A 25,476-nucleotide genomic window follows, 5' to 3' on the forward strand; every position below is an offset into this window, starting at 1 on the left:
CATGATTCGCTTTGAACACGTCAGTAAAGCCTATTTAGGCGGTCGTCAGGCGCTCCAGGGGGTGGATTTCCATATCCGCCCGGCGGAGATGGTCTTCCTGACCGGCCATTCCGGCGCAGGGAAGAGTACCCTGCTGAAACTGATTTGTGGGATTGAGCGACCCAGTGACGGCACCATTTTATTTGACGGCCACAATATCAGCCGTCTGAAAAACCGTGAAGTGCCTTTCCTGCGCCGCCAAATCGGCATGATTTTTCAGGATCACCATCTGCTGCTGGATCGCACGGTATATGACAATGTGGCGATGCCGCTGATCATTGCCGGTGCCAGCCCGGAAGATATCCGCCGCCGCGTCAGTGCCGCGCTGGATAAAGTCGGTCTGCTGGATAAGGCCCGTAACTTCCCGGTACAGCTCTCCGGCGGTGAACAGCAGCGCGTGGGCATTGCCCGTGCCGTGGTAAATAAACCAATGGTACTGCTGGCGGATGAACCGACCGGTAACCTGGACAGTGAACTGTCAGAAGGCATTTTACGGCTGTTTGAAGAGTTTAACCGTGTGGGGGTCACTGTTCTGATGGCAACGCACGATATCATGCTGATTGAACGGCGCAATTACCGCGTGCTGACGCTGAGTCAGGGACGCATGGCGGGAGGTCATCATGGTTAAGCAACCGCGTAAACCGGCAAAAAAAATGCCGTCCAAAGCCAAAGCCCTGAAAGGCGGCTGGCGGGAACAGTGGCGACATGCGTGGGTAAACACACTGGGCGATATGCTGCGCCAGCCGCTGTCAACACTGCTGACAGTGATGGTGATTGCGATTTCCCTGACACTGCCGAGCGTCTTTTATATCGTCTGGAAAAACGTCAGCCATGCGGCGCAACAGTGGTATCCGACTCCGCAGCTGACCGTTTATCTGGATAAAGGTCTGGATGAACAGGGCGGACAGAAACTGGCGGACGAGCTGAAAGCGCTCGATGGCGTGGAGAGTGTCAATTATCTCTCCCGTGACCAGGCAATAACCGAATTCCGTGCCTGGTCCGGTTTCAGTACCGCACTGGATATGCTGGAAGAGAACCCGCTGCCGGCGGTGGCGATTGTCACCCCGAAAGTGGATATGCAGAGCAGCGACACGCTCTCTACCCTGCGTGATCGCGTCACGGCACTGTCCGGGATTGATGAGGTACGGATGGATGACAGCTGGTTTGCCCGGCTGGCGGCACTGACCGGCCTGGTGGGGCAGATAGCTTCCCTGATCGGGGTACTGATGGTTGTGGCGCTGTTCCTGGTGATCGGCAACAGTGTACGGCTCAATATTTTCAGCCGCCGCGAAACCATCAATGTGATGAAACTGATCGGCGCGACAGACGGTTTTATTCTGCGTCCGTTCCTCAACGGCGGTATGTTGCTCGGGGCGTTCGGCGCAGTGCTGTCACTGGTGTTGTCCGCATTGCTGGTCTGGAAACTGGGGGATGTGGTGACCGATGTCTCCAAAATTTTCGGGACCACATTTACACTGACCGGGCTGGACTGGGACGAAGCGCTGCTGATTGTGCTGGTGTCCGGTATGATTGGCTGGATAGCTGCCTGGCTGGCAACGGTCCGTCATTTACGGAATTTTATGCCACAGTAACGGTCTTATTATCCGGCGGGGTATTACCCCGCCGGATATCCCGCATCACCGGTTTACATTCAATCAAATGACAGCGCCGGCACTAAGTGATAGGCGTAACTCTGTCCTGTGTTGTACACTGTTCACTATTATTGTCTGCCGACGTCATTTTTATTTGTACTGAGGACTGAATGACTAAAGATACGCAATTCCCTGTTTTAGTTCCGCAAGGGAGCATTGAGGCCTATATCCGGGCAGCTAACCAGTATCCGATGCTGACAGCCGAAGAAGAAAAAGAGCTGGCTGAGCGTCTGTATTATGACGGCGACCTTGAGGCCGCCAAAAAACTGATCATGTCGCATCTGCGGTTTGTTATCCATGTCGCCCGCAGTTATTCAGGTTATGGCCTGCCTCAGGCGGATCTTATCCAGGAAGGCAACATCGGGCTGATGAAAGCCGTGCGCCGCTTTAACCCGGAAATGGGTGTGCGCCTGGTATCGTTTGCGGTTCACTGGATCAAAGCTGAAATTCATGAGTATGTGCTGCGTAACTGGCGCATCGTCAAAATTGCCACCACCAAAGCACAGCGCAAACTGTTTTTTAATCTGCGTAAATCCAAAAAACGCCTCGGCTGGTTTAACCAGGATGAAGTGGAAATGGTGGCGAAAGAGCTGGGGGTGACCAGCAAAGATGTGCTGGAAATGGAATCCCGTATGGCGGCGCAGGACATGGCATTTGATATGTCCGATGACGACGACGGCGATCACCCTGTGGTGGCACCGGCACTGTTCCTGGAAGATAAATCCTCTGATTTCGCTGATGAAATTGAGGAAGATAACTGGGACAGCCACGCCACGGACAAACTCACCCTGGCGATTGATTCACTGGACGATCGCAGCCGTGACATTATCCGTGCCCGCTGGCTGGATGATGACAGCAAAACCACCCTCCAGGAACTGGCGGACAAATACGGCGTTTCCGCCGAGCGCGTCCGTCAGCTGGAAAAAAATGCCATGAAAAAACTGCGCGAGGCGATTGAGGGCTGATAACAATGCGCCCGTTTCTGCGGCGATCTGTTATGGCAGCCATCGTATTTTCTGATAATCACTGACGGGGGATATTATGGCTTTTTCGTCTGAAGACAAAGCAGTTCTGCTGGCGGTAAAGGGCGTGGGTGCGAAAGTTATCGAACGCCTTGAGCAGATGGGATTTTCTGATCTTAATCAGCTTGCCGCCGCGGATGCCCAATCCCTGCTGAGTGCCGGTGCGGCACTTACCGGCTCTACCTGCTGGCGCAACAGTCCGCTGGCCAGAAAAGCCATTGAGTCTGCCATTGCGGCAGCACGCCAGGCACAGAATCCGTCCTGATATGACACCGGTTCAGCTCGATCAGCGCACTGCCCGGCTGATTGTTCAGCGGGCGATGCAAATCCTCAGTTACTCCGTGAATGTGATGAATGCACAGGGCGTGATTATTGCGTCCGGTGACCCGCAGCGGGTCAATCAGCGCCATGAAGGTGCGGTGCTGGCACTGACAGAAAACCGCATTGTGGAAATTGATGAAGCCACCGCCGCCACGCTGAAAGGCGTGAAACCGGGTATTAATCTGCCGGTGATTTTCCGCGATACCATGGTGGGGGTGGTCGGGATTTCCGGCAGACCGGATGAAGTGCGCAACTACGCTGAGCTGGTGCGCATGGCGGCGGAGCTGGTGCTGGAGCAGGCCGATCTGCTGGAAAAATCCCAGTGGGATCGCCGTTACCGTGATGAGCTGGTCAGCCAGCTGATAAGCCCGGAGCAGCAGCCGCAGTCGGTAAAATCGATCGCTGCCTATCTCGGGATCTCCCCCGATAAACCCCGCATAGCCCTGATCCTCGCACTGCCTGCGCCGGATCATGAGCGGTTTCACCGTCTGGTGGACTATATTGATAATCTGAAAATGGATTTGCTGGTCAGTATCCGGGGAATAAATTCCCTCGTGGTGCTGAAACCGGTGGCCTGTGATGCGGATTTTCAGCCGCTCTCTCCGGTGCAGAAGCAGTTACAGGCACTGCGCCGCCAGCTGCCGGATCTGCTGATGTATGTCGGCGGTTTCTTTCACGGAAACAATGGTCTGCACCGCTCCTGGCAGAGTGCCTGCGCTGTGCAGCAACTGGGGCAGACCCCGGCGTACAGCCGTCAGAAAACCATTTTTTACGATGAAGTCAAATTACCCGCCTTGTTACAGGGATTTCAGGAGAGCTGGCAGGCCGCTGAACTGGCCTCCGCCTGGCAGAAACTGAAAGCGGCGGACAGCCGCCGTGTGTTGTGTCATACCCTGAAGACCTATTTTGATCAGAATTGTGATCTGTCTCAAACCACAAAAACGCTGCATATTCACACAAATACCCTCCGTTACCGCCTTCAGCGTGTTGAATCGATTACTGGCTTAAATATCAATAGATTGGAGTCAATGATTCAGCTTTATTTCGGTATGCTGACCGATCTGTGATTTGTGCGTTTGTACAAAATACGCGGTTTCAGCCCGTTCTTTTTTGTCGGAACCTCTCAAGCTTAACCTGATGGCTGCCGCCATAATGCCTCCTGTTCTGTCCGAATAATCATAACTACAGCAGGAGTCTGCACATGGTGACTGTTTCAGCTTTGGGCGCAATGGTTGCGCTGGTCGTGGCGATAGGGTTAATACTGAAAAAAGTACCGCCGGTATACGGGATGATGGCGGGGGCGCTGGCCGGAGGATTGGTCGGCGGTGCGGATCTGGTGCAGACGGTGACACTGATGGTCACCGGTGCTCAGGGGATCACCAACGCGGTGCTGCGTATTCTGGCGGCGGGTGTGCTGGCCGGGGTACTGATTGAATCCGGTGCGGCGAATACCATTGCGGAAACCATTGTCCGTAAAGTGGGTGAAAAGCGGGCACTGCTGGCGCTGGCGGTGGCAACCCTGTTACTGACAGCCGTTGGTGTGTTTATCGACGTGGCGGTTATCACCGTTTCGCCGATTGCGCTGGCGATTGCGCACCGCGCGGACTTGTCCAAAATGGCGATTCTGCTGGCGATGATCGGCGGCGGTAAAGCGGGTAACGTGATGTCTCCGAACCCGAACACCATTGCAGCGGCGGATAACTTTAACGTGCCGCTGACATCACTGATGGCGGCGGGGATTATCCCGGGCATTTTCGGGCTGATCGTGGCGTATTTTCTGGCGAAGCGTTTGGTTCACCGTGGTTCAAAAGTGACGCAGGAAGAGCTGATTGCGGCGCATCATGATGGTAAGTTACCGGGATTCTGGGCGGCAATGAGTGCCCCGCTGGTGGCAATTTTTCTGCTGTCACTGCGTCCGGTCGCCGGTATCAGCATTGATCCGCTGATCGCCCTGCCGGTCGGCGGTCTGGCCGGTGCGCTGATCATGGGACGCTTCCGCCAGTCTAATCATTTTATTACCTCCGGGCTGAGCCGGATGGCACCGGTGGCAATTATGCTGCTGGGAACCGGAACCCTGGCGGGGATTATCGCCAACTCCGGTCTGAAAGATGTGTTAATTAACGGCCTGACGGCGTCCGGTCTGCCATCCTATCTGCTGGCACCGATTTCCGGGGCACTGATGTCCATGGCAACCGCATCCACCACAGCGGGTACGGCGGTGGCATCTGCGGTATTCAGCTCAACACTGCTTGATCTGGGCGTGAGTGCGCTGGCCGGGGCGGCGATGATCCACGCCGGTGCGGTGGTGCTCGACCAGATGCCGCACGGCAGCTTCTTCCATGCAACCGGCGGCAGTGTCAATATGCAGGTTCATGAGCGTCTGAAATTACTGCCTTACGAAACCATGGTGGGTCTGGTGATCGCGATTGTCTCCACACTGATTTTCGGTGTCTTCGGGTTTGGTGGGTAAAAGGAATTAAGTATGAAAATAGTGATTGCTCCGGATTCATTTAAAGAGAGTCTGACCGCCCTTCAGGTCGCTGATGCGGTGGAAGCGGGATTCAGAACCATTTTCCCTGATGCGCAGTACATCAAACTGCCGATGGCGGACGGCGGCGAGGGCACAGTGGTCTCTATTATTGAAGCCACACAGGGAACACTGAAAGAAACCGGGGTTACAGCACCACTGGGGAATAAAGTGACCGGGTTTTACGGGCTGTCCGGTGACGGCAAAACTGCCATTATTGAGATGGCAGCCGCCTCCGGGTTACATCTGGTGCCCCCGGCACAGCGCGACCCGCGCATAACCACCACCTTCGGCACCGGGGAACTTATCCTGGCAGCGCTGGATGACGGCGCGGAGAAAATTATCCTCGGGATCGGCGGCAGTGCCACCAATGACGGCGGTGCCGGGATGATGCAGGCGCTGGGCGTGGTATTCCGTGATGAACAGGGAAACTCACTGCCATTCGGCGGCAGTGCGCTGGCAACACTGGCCTCCGCGGATTTGTCCGGGCTGGATCCGCGTCTGGCGAAGACAGAGTTTGTGGTGGCTTGTGATGTGAATAATCCGCTGTGCGGACCGAAAGGGGCATCTGCCACCTTCGGGCCGCAGAAAGGCGCGACACCGGCGATAGTCAGTGAGCTGGATGCGGCGCTGCGTCACTACGGGGAAGTGATTGAATCCCTGACCGGCAAATCACTGAGTGATGTCGCCGGTGCCGGCGCGGCAGGCGGCATGGGCGTTCCGCTGATGGCATGGCTTGATGCCCGGATGCAGCCGGGTATTGAGATGGTGATCGAAACACTGGATCTGAACGCGGTGGTGAAAGACGCTGATCTGGTGATCACCGGGGAAGGGCGGATGGACAGTCAGACGATTCAGGGAAAAACCCCGGCGGGTGTGGCGAAAGCCGCAAAAGCGCGCGGAATTCCGGTGATCGCGCTGGTTGGCGGGATGAGTGACGACTATGCCGTTGTGCATGAACACGGTATTGATGCCGTGTTCTCTGTGATCCCGCGGGTTTGCTCTCTGGATGAGGCACTGGCACAGGCGGCGGTCAATATTGAAGTTGCCGCCCGTAATATCGCAGCGGTACTGGCGATGAAAACAGGATAAATCAGTAATATTCGTAGCGGGATTCCAGCGTGATCCCGCTGCTCTGAATAGTGGCAGAACCTTCTAACTGGATCGCTTTGATCATGGTCTGCAATTCACAGTTTCCGTACTTATCCCATCGGTAGCAGTTATAGGAATAGGTGCTTTTTCCCCAGAATGTCGGCAGTTTTTGTGTGACGCTGACGACCTGATTCTGTTCGTTATAGGTATATTCCTGCGTCATCACATTCGGCTGCTCAATATCAGTCAGCAGCCCGTCAGTGCCATAATGATAAACCGTCACCCGTGTTTCACCGTTCTCTGTCTCTTTCCCGGAAACCAGGCGATTATTTTGATAACGGTAGCGGGTTTCTGACTGCCAGGATTGGTTATCCGGCGTTGTTTTATAGGATTCTGTCAGGCTGACGATCCGGTTTTCTGCATTACGGGTATATTGCTGATCAATCTGCGTGCTCAGTGTGGTATCGCCCGGGATCACATTACTGATGGTGATGGTCGCCTGATCCGGATTTTCCGGCATGATTTGTGTGGTTTGCGTAATCGGTACCTGGCCTTCTTCTATCGCCATTTCACGGTATTCATAATCATATTGTGTCAGGTCAGCGCACGGACCGAAGTGCAGTTTTTCTTTCACCCACAGGATAAGCCCCATCGAGCGGTAAGACGTGATGGTGATTGATTTTACCGGCCCGTAATATTTCGTGCCGGTAATAATAAATGTATTTTGCCGGTTAATATCCTGAGCAGCAGTATCGCACTGACCGGGGGTTACCGCTGCCGCAGTCAGCGGCAGCGCAAAAGTGAGCAGGAGTATGCCTGTTAGTTTATTCATGGCGCGGACCATTCCATCAGTCAGAGTGAACAGAAAACCCGGATCCGGACAAATCAATCAGTAAACTGAATCAGATCCCGGGTTACTACGTCGCCGGATGAATCTAATAACAAAGAGAGATAATTGCTATCGGAATAGTGGGGAAAACTATTTTTCCGATGATGAATTTCCGCATTAAGTTATCCTTAACGAATCATTAACCAGTTTATAACACTGTTTTTTGCCGAAAAAACACCCGATTGCAACCGGATATTATCCTGTTAATGATGCAATAATCTCCTTTTCTGATTTGCTTTTCAGAATAAAAATCCTGTTTAATGAACTGAAAATAAAGCATTAATTAATGTAATGCGACTCATTATAACGGAACTTTTAAAAATACCGCACATGCTGACCGTCCGGTCACTGCAAAGCTAACCGATGGGGATGTTCTGATGAAAAAAACAATGAAAATGGCCGTCATTGCCGGGGCTGTATCCTGTGCATTAAGTGCAGCGGCGTACGCTGAAGATATTAAAGTCGCGGTGGTGGGCGCAATGTCCGGGCCGGTCGCACAATACGGTGATATGGAGTTTACCGGTGCCCGTCAGGCGATTGAGGACATCAACGCCAAAGGCGGGATTAACGGCAATAAACTGGTGATCACCGAATACGATGACGCCTGTGACCCGAAACAGGCGGTGGCGGTCGCCAACAAAGTGATTAATGACGGCATGCGTTATGTGATCGGACACCTCTGCTCCTCCTCCACACAACCCGCGTCAGATATTTATGAGGACGAAGGGATCCTGATGATCACCCCGGCGGCAACCAATGCGGATTTAACCACGCGCGGTTACAGCCTGATCATGCGCACCACCGGCCTGGATTCTGACCAGGGCCCGACTGCCGCAAAATATATCCTCGAAAAAGTGAAACCGCAGCGTATTGCCGTGGTGCATGACAAGCAGCAGTACGGTGAAGGCCTGGCGCGTTCCGTGAAAGACAATCTGAACAACGCCGGGGTGAAAGAAGTGCTGTTTGAAGGGGTCACGGCAGGTGATAAAGATTTCTCCGCGCTGGTGGCGCGTCTGAAGAAAGAAAATGTCGATTTTGTCTATTTCGGCGGTTACTACCCGGAAATGGGACAGATTTTACGCCAGGCAAAACAGGCGGGGCTGAATATCCGCTTTATGGGGCCGGAAGGCGTGGGTAACTCCTCACTCTCCAACATTGCCGGTGACGCATCTGAAGGCATGCTGGTGACGCTGCCGAAACGCTATGACCAGGTGCCTGCCAACAAACCGGTGGTGGATGCCCTGGCAGCGAAGAAACTGGATGCGACCGGGCCATTCGTCTGGACAACCTATGCCGCATTACAGTCACTGACCACCGCAATGCAGCGCAGCGGCAGCATGGAACCGGCGGATCTGGCCGCCGATCTGAAAGGTAAGCCGGTCGAAACGGTCATGGGCGAACTGAGCTGGACACCAAACGGGGATCTGAAAGGTTTCGAGTTCGGCGTATTTGAATGGCACAAAGACGGAACCTCATCACCGCTGAACTGATCCGCAGTGGTGACTGATGCGGGCAGTGTGTTTCAGGGGAGTGCGCTATGTCAGAACAATTATTATATTTTACGCAACAATTGCTGAACGGATTAACGCTGGGAAGCACCTATGCCCTGATCGCCATCGGTTACACCATGGTGTACGGCATTATCGGTATGATTAACTTTGCCCACGGCGAAGTATATATGATCGGCAGTTACGTCTCGTTTATTGTGATTGCCGGGCTGATGATGCTGGGGATTGATGTCGGCTGGCTGTTAATTACCGCTGCATTTATTACAGCGATAATTATTGCCAGTGCCTATGGCTGGAGTATCGAACGGGTCGCCTACCGGCCTGTCCGTCACTCAAAACGGCTGATTGCCCTGATTTCGGCGATCGGGATGTCCATTTTTCTGCAAAACTTTGTCAGTCTTTCCCAGGGCTCCCGCGATCTCGCGCTGCCCGGGCTGATCAACGGTCGCTGGACCTTCGGGGAAAGCGGCGGTTTCTCCGCCACGGTTTCCGCTATGCAGATCACCATCTGGGTGGTGACGGTGCTGGCCATGCTGGCGCTGACCCTTTTTATCCGTTACTCACGAATGGGCCGCGCCTGCCGGGCCTGTGCGGAAGATCTGAAAATGGCCGGTTTGCTCGGGATCAACACCGATCGCGTAATCGCACTGACCTTTGTGATCGGTGCAGCAATGGCAGCGGTGGCCGGGGTGCTGCTGGGACAGTTTTACGGCGTGATCAACCCGTACATTGGCTTTATGGCCGGGATGAAAGCCTTTACCGCAGCTGTTCTCGGCGGGATCGGCAGTATTCCCGGGGCGATGATCGGCGGGGTGATCCTCGGCGTGTCAGAAGCCATGACCTCCGCCTATTTCAGTACGGAATATAAAGATGTGGTGTCATTCGGCTTGCTTATCCTTGTGTTACTGGTGATGCCGACCGGGATCCTCGGGCGTCCGGAGGTTGAAAAGGTATGACAAAATCTCACTGGATCAACGCCATTGTCGCCACCGCAACGCTGTTTGTGCTGGCCTCCGTGATGATGGGGCTGCAATTGTCCCTCGACGGCACCCGTCTGATTGTCCGCAACGCCGATGCCGTCCGCTGGGAGTGGATTGGCACCGGCTGTGTGATTGTCTTTATTTTTCAGCTGGTGCGCCCGTCGCTGAAAAAATTGACGGCACGTCTGCCGAAAAGCAGCGTATCACTGCCGGGTTTTGACGGCTCCACCAACACGCAGAAAATTATTGCCGGGCTGATTATTATCGCTGCCATTATCTGGCCGTTTATGGTGTCGCGCGGCAGTGTGGATATCGCCACCTTAACCTTTATCTATGTGATGCTCGGCCTCGGGTTGAATGTGGTGGTCGGGTTATCCGGCCTGCTGGTGCTGGGCTACGCCGGGTTTTATGCCATCGGGGCGTACACCTACGGGCTGATGAACCACTATTTCGGCTGGGGATTCTGGCAGAGCCTGCCGCTGGCCGGTATTGCCGCGGCGCTGTCCGGCCTGCTGCTCGGTTTTCCGGTGCTGCGGCTGCGGGGGGATTATCTGGCGATTGTGACACTCGGCTTCGGGGAAATTGTCCGTATTCTGCTGCTGAATAATACGGAATTTACCGGCGGGCCGAACGGCATCAGTCAGATCCCGAAACCGACGCTGTTCGGGCTGGAATTCAGCCGGACCGCCAAAGAGGGCGGCTGGGATACGTTCCATAATTTCTTCGGCCTGGCGTATGACCCGGGCGATCGTATTATCTTCCTGTATCTGGTCGCGCTGCTGCTGGTACTGGCAACACTGTTTATTATCAGCCGGTTACTGAGAATGCCGTTGGGCCGGGCGTGGGAAGCGCTGCGTGAGGATGAAATCGCCTGCCGCTCGCTGGGGCTCAGCCCGACACGCATCAAACTGACGGCATTTACTATCAGTGCGGCCTTTGCCGGGGTGGCGGGTACGTTATTTGCCGCCCGTCAGGGTTTTATCAGCCCGGAATCCTTTACCTTCACAGAATCGGCTTTTGTGCTGGCAGTGGTGGTGCTGGGCGGTATGGGCTCACAAACCTCGGTGATTCTGGCCGCCGTTATCCTGGTGGTTTCCCGTGAAATGATGCGTGATCTGAACGCTTACAGCATGCTGTTGCTCGGGGCGCTGATGGTGCTGATGATGGTCTGGCGACCGCAGGGATTACTGCCGGTGTCGCGTCCGCACCTGAAAGTCAGCACAACGGATGCGGAAAAAACCGGAGGTGCGCAATGACTGATACCTTATTGCAGGTCTCCGGCCTGACCATGCGTTTCGGCGGGTTGCTGGCGGTGAACAATGTATCGCTGGAGCTGAACCGGGGCGAGATAGTCTCTCTGATCGGCCCCAACGGTGCGGGAAAAACCACGATCTTCAACTGCCTGACCGGTTTCTACAAACCGGCGGACGGGCAGATCCTGCTGCGCGGAAAACCGGTGCAGGGGTTATCCGGACAGGCAATCGCCCGTCTCGGTATGATCCGCACCTTCCAGCATGTGCGTTTATTCCGGGAAATGACGGTGATTGAAAACCTGCTGGTGGCGCAGCATCAGCATCATAAAAGCGGATTACTCGCCGGGCTGCTGACATTGCCCTCATTCCGCCGTGATCAGCGTGAAGCCACGGAGCGTGCGGTGATGTGGCTGGACAGAATCGGGCTGACGGCACTGGCAAACCGGCAGGCGGGTAACCTGGCGTATGGTCAGCAGCGGCGGCTGGAAATCGCCCGCTGTATGGTGACCCGGCCGGATATTCTGATGCTGGATGAACCGGCGGCCGGGCTGAACCCGAAAGAAACGGACGACCTCGATGCACTGATCGCGGAACTGCGGGCGGAGCACGGCGTCTCTGTCCTGCTGATCGAACATGATATGAAACTGGTGATGGGAATTTCAGACCGGATCTATGTGGTGAACCAGGGAACGCCGCTGGCAAGCGGCAGCCCGGCGGCGATCCGCAACCATCCGGATGTGATCCGTGCGTATTTGGGGGAGGCATACTGATGCTGGAATTTAATCATGTCTCCGCGCAGTACGGCAAAATTCAGGCGCTGCATGACGTCAGTCTGTCGGTGCGCAAAGGGGAAATTGTCACCCTGATCGGCGCGAACGGCGCGGGGAAAACCACGCTGCTCAGCACACTGTGCGGGGAGCCGCGGGCAACCACCGGTGAGATCCGCTATCTCGGGGAGAACATCACGGCACTGCCGACGGCGCAGATCATGCGCAAAGACATTGCACTGGTGCCGGAAGGGCGGCGCGTGTTCGGGCGGATGACGGTAGAAGAGAATCTGGCCATGGGCGGATTTTTTGCATCCAAACCGCAGTATCAGGCACGGATTGCTCAGGTGTATGAGCTTTTCCCGAGGCTTCAGGAGCGCCGCCATCAGCGGGCGGGAACAATGTCCGGTGGTGAGCAGCAGATGCTGGCTATCGGCCGCGCGCTGATGAGCAGCCCTCAGTTGTTACTGCTGGATGAACCGTCCCTCGGGCTGGCGCCGATTATTATTATGCAGATTTTCGATACCATCCGTGAACTGCGCGATGCGGGTATGACTATCTTTTTGGTCGAACAGAATGCCAACCAGGCGCTGAAACTGGCAGACAGAGGTTATGTGCTTGAAAACGGGCGGGTCGTACTGGAGGATACCGGTCCGGCACTGCTGGTGAATGAAGCGGTCAGAAGCGCCTATCTGGGCGGCTGATTACGGTTTTCCGGAGAAAATCTGACGGAATGTATCCTCATTTTCTGTCAGATTTTTTACCCACGGGCAGGCTTCCGGCTCGCCGTTGTCACAGGCAGCTTTCATCAGCGCCACACCTTCGCTGTAATCCTGCTGCGTGCCGTGCCCCTGAAGAGACATCATGGCGAGATAAAACTGAGCCGGGCCGTGTGACTGCCGCGCCGCGCGCTCATAAAAATTCCGGGCAATGGCGCAATCACTCCGTTCACAGCCTTTTCCGCGATAATACATTACACCCAGCTGATAAAGCGCGTCCGGCTGATCCTGAGCTGCCGCTTTCTCGAACCAGGTTCTGGCTTTACTGATATCCTGATCCGCCCCTTCGCCATATAAATACATCATACCCAGCTGATACCGGGCAACGGCCATATTCTGCCTGGCGGCCTGTTCAAACCAGTAATGGGCCTGCACCATCTCTTTGTTGTCACGATGGTTTAAATCGGCCAGATGAAGGTACACATTGGCCAGATTTACCTGTCCCGGCGCATATTTCTGCACTGCGGCTTTTTCAAACCAGATTTTGGCGTCCTGTAATGACTTCACAGACTGATCATTGAGCAGGAGCAGTTTTCCCAGCTCATTCTGAGCATACGGGTTATTTTGTTCCGCTGCTTTCCGGTACCAGTATTTGGCCTGCACAATATCCTGCTGTGTACGGAAGTTATCCGCCAGTGTTATCTGTGCGGCAATATTACCGCGCAGTGCCCTGGCTTCGGTATGTTGTACTGCCGCCTGTTTCGCCTGAAGCGGCGCGGCAGTAAACAGTACGGCAAGCAGGAGTCCTGCGGTGGTGACGGTTTTCATTACACATCCTGTTATTGATGATGGCATCAGTTTCCTGCGGACATAACCGGGTGATCATGACCGATGTAAAGAGCGGGCAGGCCCGGATGCCCGCTGATGGTGCACCACAATGGTGCAAAACGCGCTTTTCTGCAACGGGAACCGGCGGAAAAGGCAGACAGAAAAAATGGAATGATTATTGCAGTCATTATTGCAGACAAAAAACCGGATTTTTTACCGTTTATAGCTATATGAGGCATTTATGACTGAGTACGATTTTGTAATAAAAGCGGATGATTTATCCTCACCGCAAACCGGGGCGCTGATTGCCCTGCATTTACAGGGAATGGCGCAAAATACGCCGCAGGAGCATGTTTATGCCCTGGACAAAAGTGGTCTGCGGGCGGATAACATCCGTGTCTGGAGTGTATGGGACGGTGACCGTATCGCGGCTGTCGGGGCGCTGAAACTGCTTTCTGATACGCAGGGTGAAATAAAATCGATGCGGGCTCATCCGGATTTTCGCGGCAAAGGGGCGGGTAAATTACTGCTGCTGCACATTATTGCACAGGCAAAACAGGATGGTATGACCCGCCTGAGCCTGGAGACCGGCTGCCATCCGGATTTTGAACCGGCGCTGGCGCTGTACCGCCGCTGCGGTTTTCAGTCCGGAGCGGCGTTTGGTGATTATCAGCCCGGTGAACATCATCAGTTTTTCCATCTGGATTTGTGATAACAGGGCGGGTTGACGGAAACCCGCATTTTTATACTTTTTTTATACCTTTCCCGCCGAATTTTGCGACATCTTTGCACCCGCTTTTCTAGACTCAATGATGAATACCTCACACATGTAAGGACAAGTTATGAGTCTGGCTCTTATTGCAGGCATCGCCGGTACATTACTGCTGCTGGCATACCTCCTTTATGCCCTGATTAAGGCGGAGAAATTCTGATGGCCGCGAATGCCTTTTTACTTATCGCCGGGTTTCTGATTGTTTTGCTGATTGCGGCAAAACTGCTCAGTAACCTGCTGGTCTGCTTTATTGACGGCACACCGCTGCTGGTGCTGCGCCGTGTGGAAGGTGTACTGTGGCGCTTTGCGGGAATTGGCCGCGACGAAATGCGCTGGCAGGGATATCTGACGGCACTGCTGCTGTTTAATGCGCTGGGACTGATATTCCTGACGGCGATCCTGATGCTGCAGGCGGATTTACCGCTCAACCCGCGTCACTTCCCGGGGATGTCATGGGATCTGGCGCTGAATACGGCGGTCAGTTTTGTCACTAATACCAACTGGCAGTCTTACAGCGGGGAATCCACGGTCAGCTACTTCAGCCAGATGGCCGGGCTGACAGTACAGAACTTCCTGTCCGCCGCCACCGGTATCGCCGTGGCGTTTGCCCTGATCCGCGCCCTGTGCCGCCGCTCTGTACAGACACTCGGCAATGCGTGGGCAGATCTGACCCGCATCACGCTGTGGTTACTGTTACCACTCTCTGTGATTATTGCGCTGTTCTTTATTTCGCAGGGCGTTATTCAGAACTTCCATGATTATCAAACTATTATCACGCCGGAAGGCGTGCAGCAGGTATTGCCGATGGGGCCGGTTGCGTCTCAGGAAGCAATTAAACTGCTTGGTACCAACGGCGGCGGATTCTTCGGGGCCAACTCGGCGCATCCGTTTGAAAACCCGACGGCGCTGACTAACTTTGTGCAGATGCTGGCGATTTTCCTGATCCCGGCGGCACTCTGTTTTGCATTCGGGCGCTGTGCCGGTAATCCGGGCCAGGGTCGTGCACTGCTGGCGGCAATGACCATTGTTTTTGTTGCTGCGGCTGCTGCCGTGATGTGGAGCGAAACGCACGGTAATCCGGCCTTTGCGGGCATGGGGATCGACAGCGCGTTCAATATGGAAGGGAAAGAGAGCCGTTTCGGTATCCTTGCCACCGGGCTGTTTGTGGCTGTGACTACAGCCGCCTCCTGCGGTGCGGTAAACAGCATGCATGATTCCCTGACTCCGCTGGGCGGTCTGGTGCCGCTGTGGCTGATGCAGATCGGTGAAGTGATCTTCGGCGGCGTGGGGGCCGGTTTCTACGGCATGATGCTGTTTGTCTTCCTCGCTGTTTTTATCGCCGGACTGATGATTGGCCGCACGCCGGAATACCTCAGCAAAAAAATTGAGGTTCGGGAGATGAAACTGACCGCGCTGGCGATTCTGGTCACCCCGGCGCTGGTTCTCGGCGGTACGGCACTGGCGATGATGACGGAAGCCGGACGCGGCGCCATGCTCAATCCGGGCGCACACGGCTTCAGTGAAGTACTGTATGCCCTCTCATCCGCGTCAAACAATAACGGCAGTGCCTTTGCCGGGCTGAGTACCAACACCCCGTTCTGGAACCTGCTGCTGGCATTCTGCATGTTTGCGGGTCGTTTTGTGGTGATTGCGCTGGTGATGATGCTGGCGGGTTCGCTGGTCAGCAAAACTATCCGGACCGCCGGTGCAGGCACATTGCCGACAACCGGGCCGCTGTTTACCGGGCTGCTGATTGCCGCAATATTACTGATCGGCGCACTGACCTTTGTTCCTGCACTGGCACTGGGGCCGGTGGCGGAATTTCTTGATTTACTTAAGTGATTGACGGGAGAACACCATGAGTCGTCAGACACAGCGATTATTTGAACCCGCACTGGTGCGCCGCGCACTGCCGGATGCATTCCGCAAGCTTTCGCCGGTGGTGCAGTGGCAGAATCCGGTGATGTTTATTGTCTGGTGCGGCAGCCTGCTGACCACACTGCTGGCCGCCGGGATGTTCAGCGGATTTATCAGCGGTAACGGCGGATTTACCCTCACCATCGCCCTGTGGCTGTGGTTTACCGTGCTGTTTGCCAACTTCGCTGAAGCGCTGGCGGAAGGGCGCAGCAAAGCGCAGGCCGACAGCCTGAAAGGGATGAAAAAAACCAGCCGCGCACGGCGTCTGCATGCGGCACAGCGTGACAGCGGCTTTGATATGGTCTCTGCCGACACCCTGCGCAAAGGGGACTGGGTACTGGTGGAAGCGGGCGATCTGATCCCGTGTGACGGTACCGTGCTGGAAGGCGGCGCATCTGTGGATGAGAGCGCGATTACCGGTGAATCCGCCCCGGTGATCCGCGAATCCGGCGGCGATTTTGCCTCTGTTACCGGCGGGACCCGCATTCTGTCCGACTGGCTGATTATTGAGTGCAGTGCCAACCCGGGCGACAGCTTCCTTGACCGCATGATCAGCATGGTCGAAGGTGCGAAACGCAGCAAAACGCCGAACGAGATTGCTCTGACAATTTTGCTGGCTGCCCTGAGTATTGTGTTCCTGCTGGCGGTGGCGACACTCTGGCCGTTTACCGCCTATACCGGTCATCCGGTCACTCTGACGGTCATGATCGCCCTGCTGGTCTGTCTGATCCCGACCACCATCAGCGGCCTGCTCTCCGCCATTGGTGTGGCAGGGATGAGCCGCATGCTGGCGGCTAACGTGATCGCCACCAGCGGCCGGGCGGTGGAAGCTGCCGGGGATGTGGACGTGCTGCTGCTGGACAAAACCGGCACCATCACGCTGGGTAACCGTCAGGCCTCTGCTTTCCTCGCCGCACTCGGTGTGGATGAAAAAACGCTGGCGGATGCGGCACAGCTGTCATCCCTGGCGGATGAAACCCCGGAAGGGCGCAGTATCGTGGTGCTGGCAAAACAGCGTTTCAGCCTGCGGGCACGCAACCTGGAAAGCCTGAATGCCACCTTTATTCCGTTTACCGCCCAGACCCGCATGAGCGGTATCAATGTGGACGGACGCACTATCCGCAAAGGTTCCGTGGATGCTATCCGCCGTTATATTGAGGCCAACCATGGTCACTTCCCGGCGCAGGTTGACAAACTGGTGGAAGAGGTTGCACGCGGCGGCGGTACTCCGCTGGTGGTGGCGGAAGAGCACCGTGTGCTCGGCGTGATCGCCCTGAAAGATATCGTAAAAGGCGGGATCCGCGAACGCTTTGCACAACTGCGTCAGATGGGGATCAAAACGGTGATGATCACAGGGGATAACCGGCTGACGGCGGCGGCGATTGCCGCCGAAGCCGGGGTGGATGATTTCCTCGCGGAAGCGACGCCGGAAGCCAAACTGGCGCTGATCCGTCAGTACCAGAAAGAAGGGCGGCTGGTGGCAATGACCGGCGACGGCACCAATGATGCCCCGGCGCTGGCACAGGCGGATGTTGCGGTTGCCATGAACTCGGGCACCCAGGCGGCGAAAGAAGCGGGGAATATGGTCGATCTGGACTCCAACCCGACCAAACTGATTGAGGTGGTGCATATTGGTAAACAGATGCTGATGACACGCGGTTCGCTGACCACGTTCAGTATCTCCAATGATATCGCCAAATATTTCGCGATTATCCCGGCAGCGTTTGCGGTGACCTATCCGCAGCTGGATGCGCTTAATATCATGCGCCTGCACTCACCGGATTCCGCCATGTTAAGTGCGGTGATCTTCAATGCCCTGATTATCGTCTTTCTGATCCCGCTGGCGCTGAAAGGGGTACCGTATCACGCCCTGAGTGCCGCACAGATGTTACGCCGTAATCTGTGGATCTACGGACTGGGTGGCCTGGTTGTGCCGTTTATCGGTATAAAATTGATCGATATGTTACTGACCCTGACAGGGTTAGTATAAGGATAAACAATGAGTCAGATACGTCCCGCAATCATAATATTTCTGGTTCTGGCACTGGTAACAGGGGTATTTTATCCTCTGCTGACCACCTCACTCGGGGAGTGGTGGTTTGCCCGCCAGGCCAACGGCTCACTGATTGAAGTGAATAACGAAGTCAAAGGCTCGGCGCTGATCGGCCAGCCGTTTACACAGCCCGGCTATTTTCACGGACGCCCGTCAGAAACGGCGGAGCATCCGTATAACGCACTGAGTTCCGGCGGCAGCAACCTGAGCACCGGCAACCCGGAACTGTTACAGCGGGTGGCGCAGCGGGCAGAGACATTAAGGGCGGAAAACCCGGACGCGTCGCATACGGTGCCGGTTGACCTGGTGACCGCCTCTGCCAGCGGGCTGGACCCGGATATCTCCCCGGAGGCCGCTTACTGGCAGGCACCGCGTGTTGCCAAAGCGCGTAATATGACACAGGCTGAGGTGGAGAAACTGATCCGCGAACATATCACCACCCCGGTGCCTGCGTTTACCGGTGTGCCGATCGTGAACGTGCTGACACTGAACCTGGCGCTGGATGCACATGCGGCGGACAAAACCAGCCTGAACTAACGGAAGGACAGCATTATGTATGAAGAGCCACTGCGCCCCGATCCTGACCAGTTACTGGCACAGGTCACAGAGCGTCCGCGCGGAAAACTGAAGATCTTCTTCGGTGCCTGTGCGGGGGTCGGGAAAACCTACGCCATGCTGAAAGAGGCGCAGCGGCTGCGTGAACAGGGCATTGATGTGCTGGCCGGGGTGGTGGAAACCCACGGTCGCAGTGAAACCGCCGCGTTGCTGGAAGGGCTGCGCATTCTGCCGCTGAAAAAACACAACTACCGGGGACGGCAGGTGGCGGGGTTTGATCTCGATCGCGCACTGGCACTGCATCCGGCGGTGATCCTGATGGACGAACTGGCGCACACCAATATCCCCGGCGCCCGTCACCCGAAACGCTGGCAGGATGTGGAAGAGCTGCTCAATGCCGGGATCGATGTCCTCACCACCATCAATGTGCAGCACCTGGAAAGCCTGAATGACATTGTCGGCGGCGTGACCGGTGTTCGTGTGCGGGAAACCGTGCCGGACCCGGTGTTTGATGCCGCCGATGAAATAGTGCTGGTGGATTTAACCCCGGACGACCTGCTCGACAGACTGCGCGAGGGGAAAGTGTATCTCCCGGCTCAGGCAGAGCGGGCGATCGAGCACTTTTTCCGCAAAGGCAATCTGCTGGCACTGCGTGAACTGGCGCTGCGCCGGACCACCGACCGTGTCGATGAACAGATGCGTGCCTGGCGGGAACGGAAAGGGCAGGAGAAAGTCTGGCACACCCGGGATGCGATACTGGTCTGTCTGCGCCCGGACGGCGGCAATGAAAAACTGGTGCGTGCCGCCGCCCGGTTGGCGGCACGGCTCGGCAGTGACTGGCATGCCATTTTTGTCGAAACCCCTGCACGGCATAAATTACCGTCACCGCAGCGGCGTACCCTCCTCACCACCCTGTCACTGGCACAGCAACTGGGTGCCACCACGGCAACGCTGGCAGAGCCGGAGGAGAGCCGGGCGGTGATCCGCTATGCGCGGGAAAATAACCTCGGCAAAATTATGATTGCCCGCCATGAACGGACATCCTGGTGGCGGCGCGACAAATTACAGGAACAGCTCAGCCGCAGTGCCGCTGATCTGGATGTGGTGATGATCGCTCCGCAGGACAGGCAGCCGGAAAACCGCGAAAAATTCAGCGACAACCGGCCGTTTCTGGATAAACACAAAACCGATTTGCAGGGCTGCGTTATTGCGGCACTGATTTGTGCCATCACCACGCTGATGGCGCACCACTGGCTGATGGCCTTTGATAATGCTAACCTGGTGATGCTCTATATCCTGGGTGTGGTGGTGGTGGCGAGGTTCTACGGGCGCTGGCCTTCTGTGTTTGCCACCATTATTAACGTTATCAGCTTTGATCTCTTTCTGATCAACCCGAAAGGTACCCTGGCTGTCTCGGATATGCAGTATCTGCTCACCTTCGCCGTGATGATGACGGTCGGGCTGGTGATCGGCAGTCTGACCGCCGGTGTCCGTTATCAGGCGCGGGTGGCGCGTTACCGCGAACAGCGTACCTGGCATCTCTATGAAATGTCGAAAGCCCTGGCGGTGGCGCGGGAATCTGATGATATTGCCTCGGTCAGTTGCCACTTTATCAGCCACAGCCTGCATGCCCGCTGTGAAATGTTGCTGCCGGATGAACAGGGGAATCTGATCCCGGCCGGCGGCGGCACAGCCGATAACAGCCGTGACGATGCCATCATCCGCTGGAGTTATGACAAAGGCCAGCCCGCCGGGTTCGGTACCGGCACACTGCCCGGTGTGCCGTATCAGATCCTGCCGGTCTGCACGACAGAAAAAGTCTACGGCGTGGTGATTGTGGAGCCGTATAACCGCCGTCAGCTGCTGATCCCCGAACAGCAGCGGCTGCTGGAAACCCTGATCCTGCTGGCAGCGGGGGCACTGGAGCGCCGCACCCTGACAGAACGCGAGGCGCAGTCGCGGCTGGTCAGTGAACGTGAGCAAGTGCGCAACTCACTGCTGGCGGCGCTGTCTCATGATCTGCGCACACCGCTGACCGTGTTGTTTGGTCAGGCGGAGATCCTGACGCTGGATCTGACCAGCGAAGGTTCACCGTATGCCGCACAGGCCAATGAGATCCGCCAGCACATCCTCAGCACCACACGGCTGGTCAATAACCTGCTGGATATGGCACGGATCCAGTCCGGCGGCTTTAATCTCAATAAAGAGTGGCTGCCGCTGGAAGAGGTGATCGGCAGTGCCCTGCAAATGCTGAAACCGCGTTTTGACACGGATTCGGTACAGATTGACCTCAATGACCCGATGCAGCTGATTTGTGCGGACGGCCCGCTGTTTGAACGGGTGTTGATCAATCTGCTGGAAAACGCGATAAAATACGCCGGGCCGCAGGCGCAGATTGGCATCCGCTCGCGGTTGTCGGACAATATGATTGATATTGAAGTGTGGGATAACGGCCCGGGTATCCCGGCCGGACAGGAAGCACTGATATTTGAGAAATTTTCGCGCGGTCAGAAAGAATCCGCCATTCCGGGGATCGGCCTCGGGCTGGCGATCTGCCGGGCCATTGCCGAAGTGCACGGCGGCACTATTTTAGCCGGAAACCGTGACGGGGGTGGCGCAAGCTTCCATATCCGTCTACCCTGTGAAGATCCGCCCGTGATTGATGAAGATGATAACCTGCTGTGACCACTGTACTGATTGTTGAAGATGAAAAAGGGATCCGCCGCCTTCTGCGCAACGCGCTGGAAGGGGATTCCGTGCGTGTGTTTGAAGCGGAAGACCTGGCGCGCGGGCTGGTGGAAGCCGCGACCCGCAAACCGGACCTGGTGATCCTCGACCTTGGGCTGCCGGACGGCGACGGCATCACCTTTGTGCAGGAATTCCGTCAGTGGAGTTCCGTACCGGTGCTGGTGCTTTCCGCCCGTGACAGTGAGCATGACAAAATTGCCGCGCTGGATGCCGGCGCGGATGACTACATGACCAAACCCTTTGGTGTCGGGGAGTTACAGGCGCGGCTGCGGGTGCTGATGCGCCGCTATCCCGGCAGTGAAAAGAACGATCCCGTCTATGCGTTCGGGGATATCTGTGTGGATATTGCCGCGCGCCAGGTCAGTAAAGGCGGGCAGGAAGTGCATCTCACGCCGATTGAATTCCGCCTGCTGACTATTCTTATCGGCCACAGCGGCAAAGTGCTGACCCAGCGGCAGCTGCTCAATGAAGTGTGGGGGCCGAACGCCGTCGAACACGCCCACTACCTGCGTATTTATATGGGGCATCTGCGCCAGAAGCTGGAAACAGATCCTGCCCGTCCTCAGCATTTCATCACTGAAACCGGTATCGGTTACCGGTTTGTCTCCGTTCCCTGAATCCCCCTCCGGCTGTTTTTTTTACCTCCGTCACTGTTATAGAAAAACTGTTCTGTTTTCCGGCCGTTTTTATTGTTTACATCAAAAAATGGTTATTTTGTGCGCTTTATAGTGAAACCAGGTGATACAGACCCACGGATTTTTAAGTACCTAAAAGGAGTTAGTTATGGATTTTGCTATCCAGCTTGTCGTGGTATTGATCTGTCTGTTTTACGGGGCGCGCAAAGGCGGGATTGCCCTGGGGTTGCTGGGCGGGATAGGCCTGGTGCTGCTGGTTTTTGTCTTCCACTTAAAGCCCGGAAAGCCGCCGGTGGATGTGATGCTGGTGATTATTGCGGTCGTGGCGGCATCGGCTACTCTGCAGGCTTCCGGGGGACTGGATGTGATGCTGCAGATAGCAGAGCGTCTGCTGCGGCGTAATCCGAAATATGTCTCAATTGTGGCACCGTTTGTGACCTGTCTGCTGACCATTCTGTGCGGCACCGGTCATGTCGTCTACACCATCTTACCTATCATCTATGATGTCGCGATTAAAAATAATATCCGCCCGGAAAGGCCGATGGCAGCCAGTACAATCGGTTCCCAGATGGGGATAATCGCCAGCCCGGTGTCGGTTGCCGTGGTCTCTCTGGTCGCTATGCTGGGGGATGTGACCATCAACGGCAAACATCTGGGCTTTGTTGACCTGCTGGCGATCACCATTCCGTCCACCCTGATCGGGATACTGTGTATCGGTATCTTCAGCTGGTATCGCGGCAAAGATCTGGATAAGGATCCGGAATTTCAGGCGTTTATCGCAAAACCGGAAAACCGGAAATACGTCTACGGCGATACCGCCACGCTGCTCAATAAAAAATTACCCGCCAGTAACTGGCTGGCAATGTGGATCTTTCTGGCCTCTATCGCGGTCGTGGCATCACTGGGGGCCTTTCCGTGGCTGAGGCCGGTTTTTGACGGCAAGCCGCTGTCGATGGTTCTGGTGATTCAGATCTTTATGCTGCTGGCCGGGGCATTAATTATCATTTTTACCGATACCAAACCGGCATCTATTTCGAAAAATGAAGTGTTCCGCTCGGGGATGATCGCGATTGTGGCGGTTTACGGTATCGCGTGGATGGCGGAAACCATGTTCGGTGCTCACCTTGAGCAGATTGAGAGTGTGCTGGGATCGCTGGTCAAAGAGTATCCGTGGGCTTACGCGGTGGTGCTGCTGCTGGTGTCCAAGTTTGTTAACTCGCAGGCGGCGGCTCTGGCGGCAGTGGTTCCGCTGGCGCTGGCTATCGGGGTAAATCCGGCCTATATCGTGGCATCCGCACCGGCCTGTTACGGTTACTACATTCTGCCGACCTACCCGAGTGACCTGGCGGCTATCCAGTTCGACCGCTCAGGTACCACCAAAATCGGGCGCTTTGTGATTAACCACAGCTTTATTGCGCCGGGACTGATTGGTGTCGGGGTTTCCTGCGTGTGCGGCTGGTTCTTTTCCGCGATGTACGGTTTTCTCTGACAGCTGTCCGGAACAGTGATAACGGGCAGTGATGCCCGTTATCACCGTGCGTTATTAAGACGGCGTTCCGGTAAGCTGAAAGACCCCGACCATCTCATTGAGTGTACCGGCCTGCTCATTCAGGGAAGAGGCGGCGGCAACCGACTGTTCCACCAGGGTGGCATTCTGCTGGGTGGCGGAATCAATCAGTCCGATAGCGCTGTTGATCTGGGTAATGCCGTCAGTCTGTTCATGGCTGGCGTGACCGATCTCATGCAGTAAATCATCCATCTGGCTGACATTACTGATAATACCGCGCAGTGATTCAGCCGCATCTTCCACCAGTTGTAATCCCTCGCGGGTCTGACCGGCAGAGTTTTCAATCAGTGTGCGGATCTCACTGGCAGAATCGGCGCTGCGCTGCGCCAGCAGACGAACCTCACCGGCGACCACCGCAAAACCGCGCCCGTGCTCACCGGCTCTGGCGGCCTCCACGGCGGCATTCAGCGCCAGAATATTGGTCTGGAACGCAATCGAATCAATCAGATTGATAATGTCTGACATCCGGGTGGCGGTGGTGTTGATCGTGCGGATTTTATCCGTCACCTGTTCCATCATCTCGCCGTTGTGTTTCACCACCCCGGCGGTATTTGCCGACAGCGTGGTCGCCTTAAGGGTATTGGCAGCGGTGTTTTTCACCGTTGCGGTGATCTGCTCCATGGAGGCCGCCGTTTCTTCCACCGACGCGGCCTGTTCTTCCGTACGGGCAGCCAGGTTCTGGTTACCGGCAACAATCTGCTCTGCGGTGGCAGACAGGCTGACCGCGCCGTTTTTCACTTCGGTCACGATATCCTGCAAATGCACCTGCATTTCAGCCAGCGCATTGAGCAGCACGCCGGTTTCATCATGATGCGTGACATTGATCTGCTGTGTCAGATCCCCTTGTGCAATGGCGCGGGCAAGCGTCACGGCTTTATCCAGCGGACGGGTGATACTGCGTACAATAATCTGTGCCAGTACGGCACTGATGATGGCACTGATGATGGTCAGGGTGATCAGCAGGAGACGGTTGGTTTTAAAATTACTCTCCACCTGATTTCCCGCCTCTTTCATATGCGCATCCTGAATGGCGATTAACTGCATCACATTATCGCGGTAAGCGCGCTGGATACCGGCGGTGGTATTCACCATCTCATTGATTGCGGCGGCTTCATCTCCGTTTTGTGAGAACTGAACCATGCGGCGCTGAGAAGTAAGGTATTTCTGACGAACATCGCGGATTTCTTTCAGGATGTTCTGAGATGCCTCATCTTTCAGCGTCTCATTAAATTCATCCAGGATCAGGGTGATTTTTTTACTGGTTTCGGAGGCACCGGCAGCCAGCTGACGAATCTGAGGGTTCTTATCATCCAGCAGTAAAAGCTGTTGAATACCGACAAAATCATGAAAGTAATCAATCAGTAAGTTTGCTTTTACCGTGACAGGATAGTCCTCGTCCAGGATATCGCGGATGCCGTCATTGGCGTTGTTCAGACTGACAACGGACAGTGTGGCACTGATAATCATCAGCAGAATGGAAAAGCCAAAAGCCACGAAAAGTTTCGTACTGATTTTAATGCTGCGCAGAAACATCATTCCTCCGGATACTCAGTAAATGACTGGTTATCGGAAACTATAGGGAAAACTTTATCAATTAATTAAATTAATTCATAAGCACATAACGATAACAGC

General features: G+C 55.5%; 24 protein-coding genes. 21 read left to right on the plus strand and 3 right to left on the minus strand.

Features of this window, described 5'->3' with window-relative positions; translation table 11 throughout:
• Position 1 precedes the first annotated feature (1 nt).
• From ftsE to N7387_RS09230, 7 genes are all read left to right on the plus strand, one after another.
• Complete coding sequence (ftsE, locus tag N7387_RS09200) at positions 2–667, plus strand: cell division ATP-binding protein FtsE (RefSeq protein ID WP_004236250.1); 666 nt, start codon at positions 2–4, stop codon at positions 665–667.
• Entirely contained in the window at positions 660–1,631 is a 972-nt protein-coding gene (gene ftsX, locus N7387_RS09205) for a permease-like cell division protein FtsX (protein WP_279798361.1), read from the plus strand. The genes ftsE and ftsX overlap by 8 nt, the downstream gene beginning before the upstream one ends.
• Positions 1,632–1,801: 170 nt before the next feature.
• The gene (rpoH, locus tag N7387_RS09210; RefSeq protein ID WP_279798363.1) at positions 1,802–2,656 is read left to right on the plus strand and encodes an RNA polymerase sigma factor RpoH; all 855 of its coding nucleotides are present in this window, start codon (positions 1,802–1,804) and stop codon (positions 2,654–2,656) included.
• A 76-nt stretch (positions 2,657–2,732) separates the two neighbouring features.
• Complete coding sequence (locus N7387_RS09215) at positions 2,733–2,978, plus strand: Pathogenicity locus (RefSeq protein WP_072869204.1); 246 nt, start codon at positions 2,733–2,735, stop codon at positions 2,976–2,978.
• A gap of 1 nt (position 2,979) precedes the next feature.
• On the plus strand, positions 2,980–4,101 hold the full coding sequence (locus N7387_RS09220; RefSeq protein WP_262860845.1) for a sugar diacid recognition domain-containing protein: 1,122 nt from the start codon (positions 2,980–2,982) through the stop codon (positions 4,099–4,101).
• Between the two features lie 134 nt (positions 4,102–4,235).
• Positions 4,236–5,504, plus strand: a complete 1,269-nt coding sequence (locus tag N7387_RS09225) for an SLC13 family permease (RefSeq protein ID WP_046893048.1) — start codon at positions 4,236–4,238, stop codon at positions 5,502–5,504.
• Between the two features lie 12 nt (positions 5,505–5,516).
• Positions 5,517–6,653, plus strand: coding sequence for a glycerate kinase (locus N7387_RS09230; RefSeq protein WP_279798369.1), 1,137 nt, complete (start codon positions 5,517–5,519; stop codon positions 6,651–6,653).
• A 1-nt stretch (position 6,654) separates the two neighbouring features.
• On the opposite strand, the gene N7387_RS09235 is transcribed toward N7387_RS09230, so the two are convergent.
• Positions 6,655–7,485: a hypothetical protein gene (locus tag N7387_RS09235; protein ID WP_279798372.1), complete on the minus strand. Its 831-nt coding sequence runs from the start codon at positions 7,483–7,485 to the stop codon at positions 6,655–6,657.
• Positions 7,486–7,919: 434 nt separating this feature from the next.
• Here N7387_RS09235 and N7387_RS09240 point away from each other — a divergent pair, with 434 nt between their 5' ends.
• From N7387_RS09240 to livF, 5 genes are read left to right on the plus strand one after another with little or no spacing between them, the layout of a single operon-like run.
• Complete coding sequence (locus tag N7387_RS09240) at positions 7,920–9,032, plus strand: branched-chain amino acid ABC transporter substrate-binding protein (RefSeq protein WP_262882713.1); 1,113 nt, start codon at positions 7,920–7,922, stop codon at positions 9,030–9,032.
• 47 nt (positions 9,033–9,079) lie between these two features.
• On the plus strand, positions 9,080–10,006 hold the full coding sequence (gene livH / locus N7387_RS09245) for a high-affinity branched-chain amino acid ABC transporter permease LivH (protein ID WP_004236259.1): 927 nt from the start codon (positions 9,080–9,082) through the stop codon (positions 10,004–10,006).
• Positions 10,003–11,286 carry a high-affinity branched-chain amino acid ABC transporter permease LivM gene (locus N7387_RS09250; protein WP_279798377.1) on the plus strand — a complete coding sequence of 428 codons (1,284 nt, stop codon included), beginning with the start codon at positions 10,003–10,005 and terminating at the stop codon, positions 11,284–11,286. Before livH ends, N7387_RS09250 begins: the two co-directional genes overlap by 4 nt.
• On the plus strand, positions 11,283–12,053 hold the full coding sequence (gene livG / locus N7387_RS09255; protein WP_262860851.1) for a high-affinity branched-chain amino acid ABC transporter ATP-binding protein LivG: 771 nt from the start codon (positions 11,283–11,285) through the stop codon (positions 12,051–12,053). The genes N7387_RS09250 and livG overlap by 4 nt, the downstream gene beginning before the upstream one ends.
• Positions 12,053–12,754 carry a high-affinity branched-chain amino acid ABC transporter ATP-binding protein LivF gene (gene livF, locus N7387_RS09260; RefSeq protein ID WP_262882709.1) on the plus strand — a complete coding sequence of 234 codons (702 nt, stop codon included), beginning with the start codon at positions 12,053–12,055 and terminating at the stop codon, positions 12,752–12,754. The genes livG and livF overlap by 1 nt, the downstream gene beginning before the upstream one ends.
• Here livF and N7387_RS09265 read toward each other — a convergent pair whose 3' ends face one another.
• Positions 12,755–13,597, minus strand: coding sequence for a tetratricopeptide repeat protein (locus N7387_RS09265; RefSeq protein ID WP_279798381.1), 843 nt, complete (start codon positions 13,595–13,597; stop codon positions 12,755–12,757).
• Positions 13,598–13,653: 56 nt separating this feature from the next.
• Here N7387_RS09265 and N7387_RS09270 point away from each other — a divergent pair, with 56 nt between their 5' ends.
• The 9 genes from N7387_RS09270 to N7387_RS09310 all read left to right on the plus strand — a co-directional run bounded on the left by N7387_RS09270 (position 13,654) and on the right by N7387_RS09310 (position 23,766).
• Positions 13,654–13,842, plus strand: a complete 189-nt coding sequence (locus N7387_RS09270; protein ID WP_279798383.1) for a hypothetical protein — start codon at positions 13,654–13,656, stop codon at positions 13,840–13,842.
• Positions 13,839–14,309 (plus strand): GNAT family N-acetyltransferase, encoded by a 471-nt coding sequence (locus tag N7387_RS09275; RefSeq protein ID WP_279798386.1) that lies wholly within the window; start codon positions 13,839–13,841, stop codon positions 14,307–14,309. Before N7387_RS09270 ends, N7387_RS09275 begins: the two co-directional genes overlap by 4 nt.
• Positions 14,310–14,439: 130 nt before the next feature.
• Positions 14,440–14,529: a potassium-transporting ATPase subunit F gene (locus N7387_RS09280; RefSeq protein WP_071997682.1), complete on the plus strand. Its 90-nt coding sequence runs from the start codon at positions 14,440–14,442 to the stop codon at positions 14,527–14,529.
• A complete protein-coding gene (kdpA, locus tag N7387_RS09285) occupies positions 14,529–16,211 on the plus strand; it encodes a potassium-transporting ATPase subunit KdpA (RefSeq protein ID WP_279798393.1) in 1,683 nt (560 codons plus the stop codon). Before N7387_RS09280 ends, kdpA begins: the two co-directional genes overlap by 1 nt.
• A 16-nt stretch (positions 16,212–16,227) precedes the next feature.
• Positions 16,228–18,276 carry a potassium-transporting ATPase subunit KdpB gene (gene kdpB, locus N7387_RS09290; RefSeq protein WP_279798396.1) on the plus strand — a complete coding sequence of 683 codons (2,049 nt, stop codon included), beginning with the start codon at positions 16,228–16,230 and terminating at the stop codon, positions 18,274–18,276.
• A 9-nt stretch (positions 18,277–18,285) separates the two neighbouring features.
• Positions 18,286–18,876, plus strand: coding sequence for a potassium-transporting ATPase subunit KdpC (kdpC, locus tag N7387_RS09295; RefSeq protein WP_279798398.1), 591 nt, complete (start codon positions 18,286–18,288; stop codon positions 18,874–18,876).
• 15 nt (positions 18,877–18,891) lie between these two features.
• The gene (kdpD, locus tag N7387_RS09300; RefSeq protein ID WP_279798401.1) at positions 18,892–21,579 is read left to right on the plus strand and encodes a two-component system sensor histidine kinase KdpD; all 2,688 of its coding nucleotides are present in this window, start codon (positions 18,892–18,894) and stop codon (positions 21,577–21,579) included.
• Positions 21,576–22,259, plus strand: a complete 684-nt coding sequence (gene kdpE / locus N7387_RS09305) for a two-component system response regulator KdpE (RefSeq protein ID WP_279798403.1) — start codon at positions 21,576–21,578, stop codon at positions 22,257–22,259. The genes kdpD and kdpE overlap by 4 nt, the downstream gene beginning before the upstream one ends.
• A gap of 166 nt (positions 22,260–22,425) precedes the next feature.
• On the plus strand, positions 22,426–23,766 hold the full coding sequence (locus N7387_RS09310; RefSeq protein ID WP_025151876.1) for an anaerobic C4-dicarboxylate transporter: 1,341 nt from the start codon (positions 22,426–22,428) through the stop codon (positions 23,764–23,766).
• A gap of 54 nt (positions 23,767–23,820) precedes the next feature.
• Here the strand turns inward: N7387_RS09310 and N7387_RS09315 are convergent, their stop codons facing one another.
• Complete coding sequence (locus N7387_RS09315; protein WP_279798431.1) at positions 23,821–25,377, minus strand: methyl-accepting chemotaxis protein; 1,557 nt, start codon at positions 25,375–25,377, stop codon at positions 23,821–23,823.
• Between the last annotated feature and the right edge of the window lie 99 nt (positions 25,378–25,476).

Origin of the sequence: Morganella sp. GD04133, assembly GCF_029835375.1 — a bacterium.
GTDB classification, from domain to species: Bacteria; Pseudomonadota; Gammaproteobacteria; order Enterobacterales; family Enterobacteriaceae; genus Morganella; species Morganella morganii_B.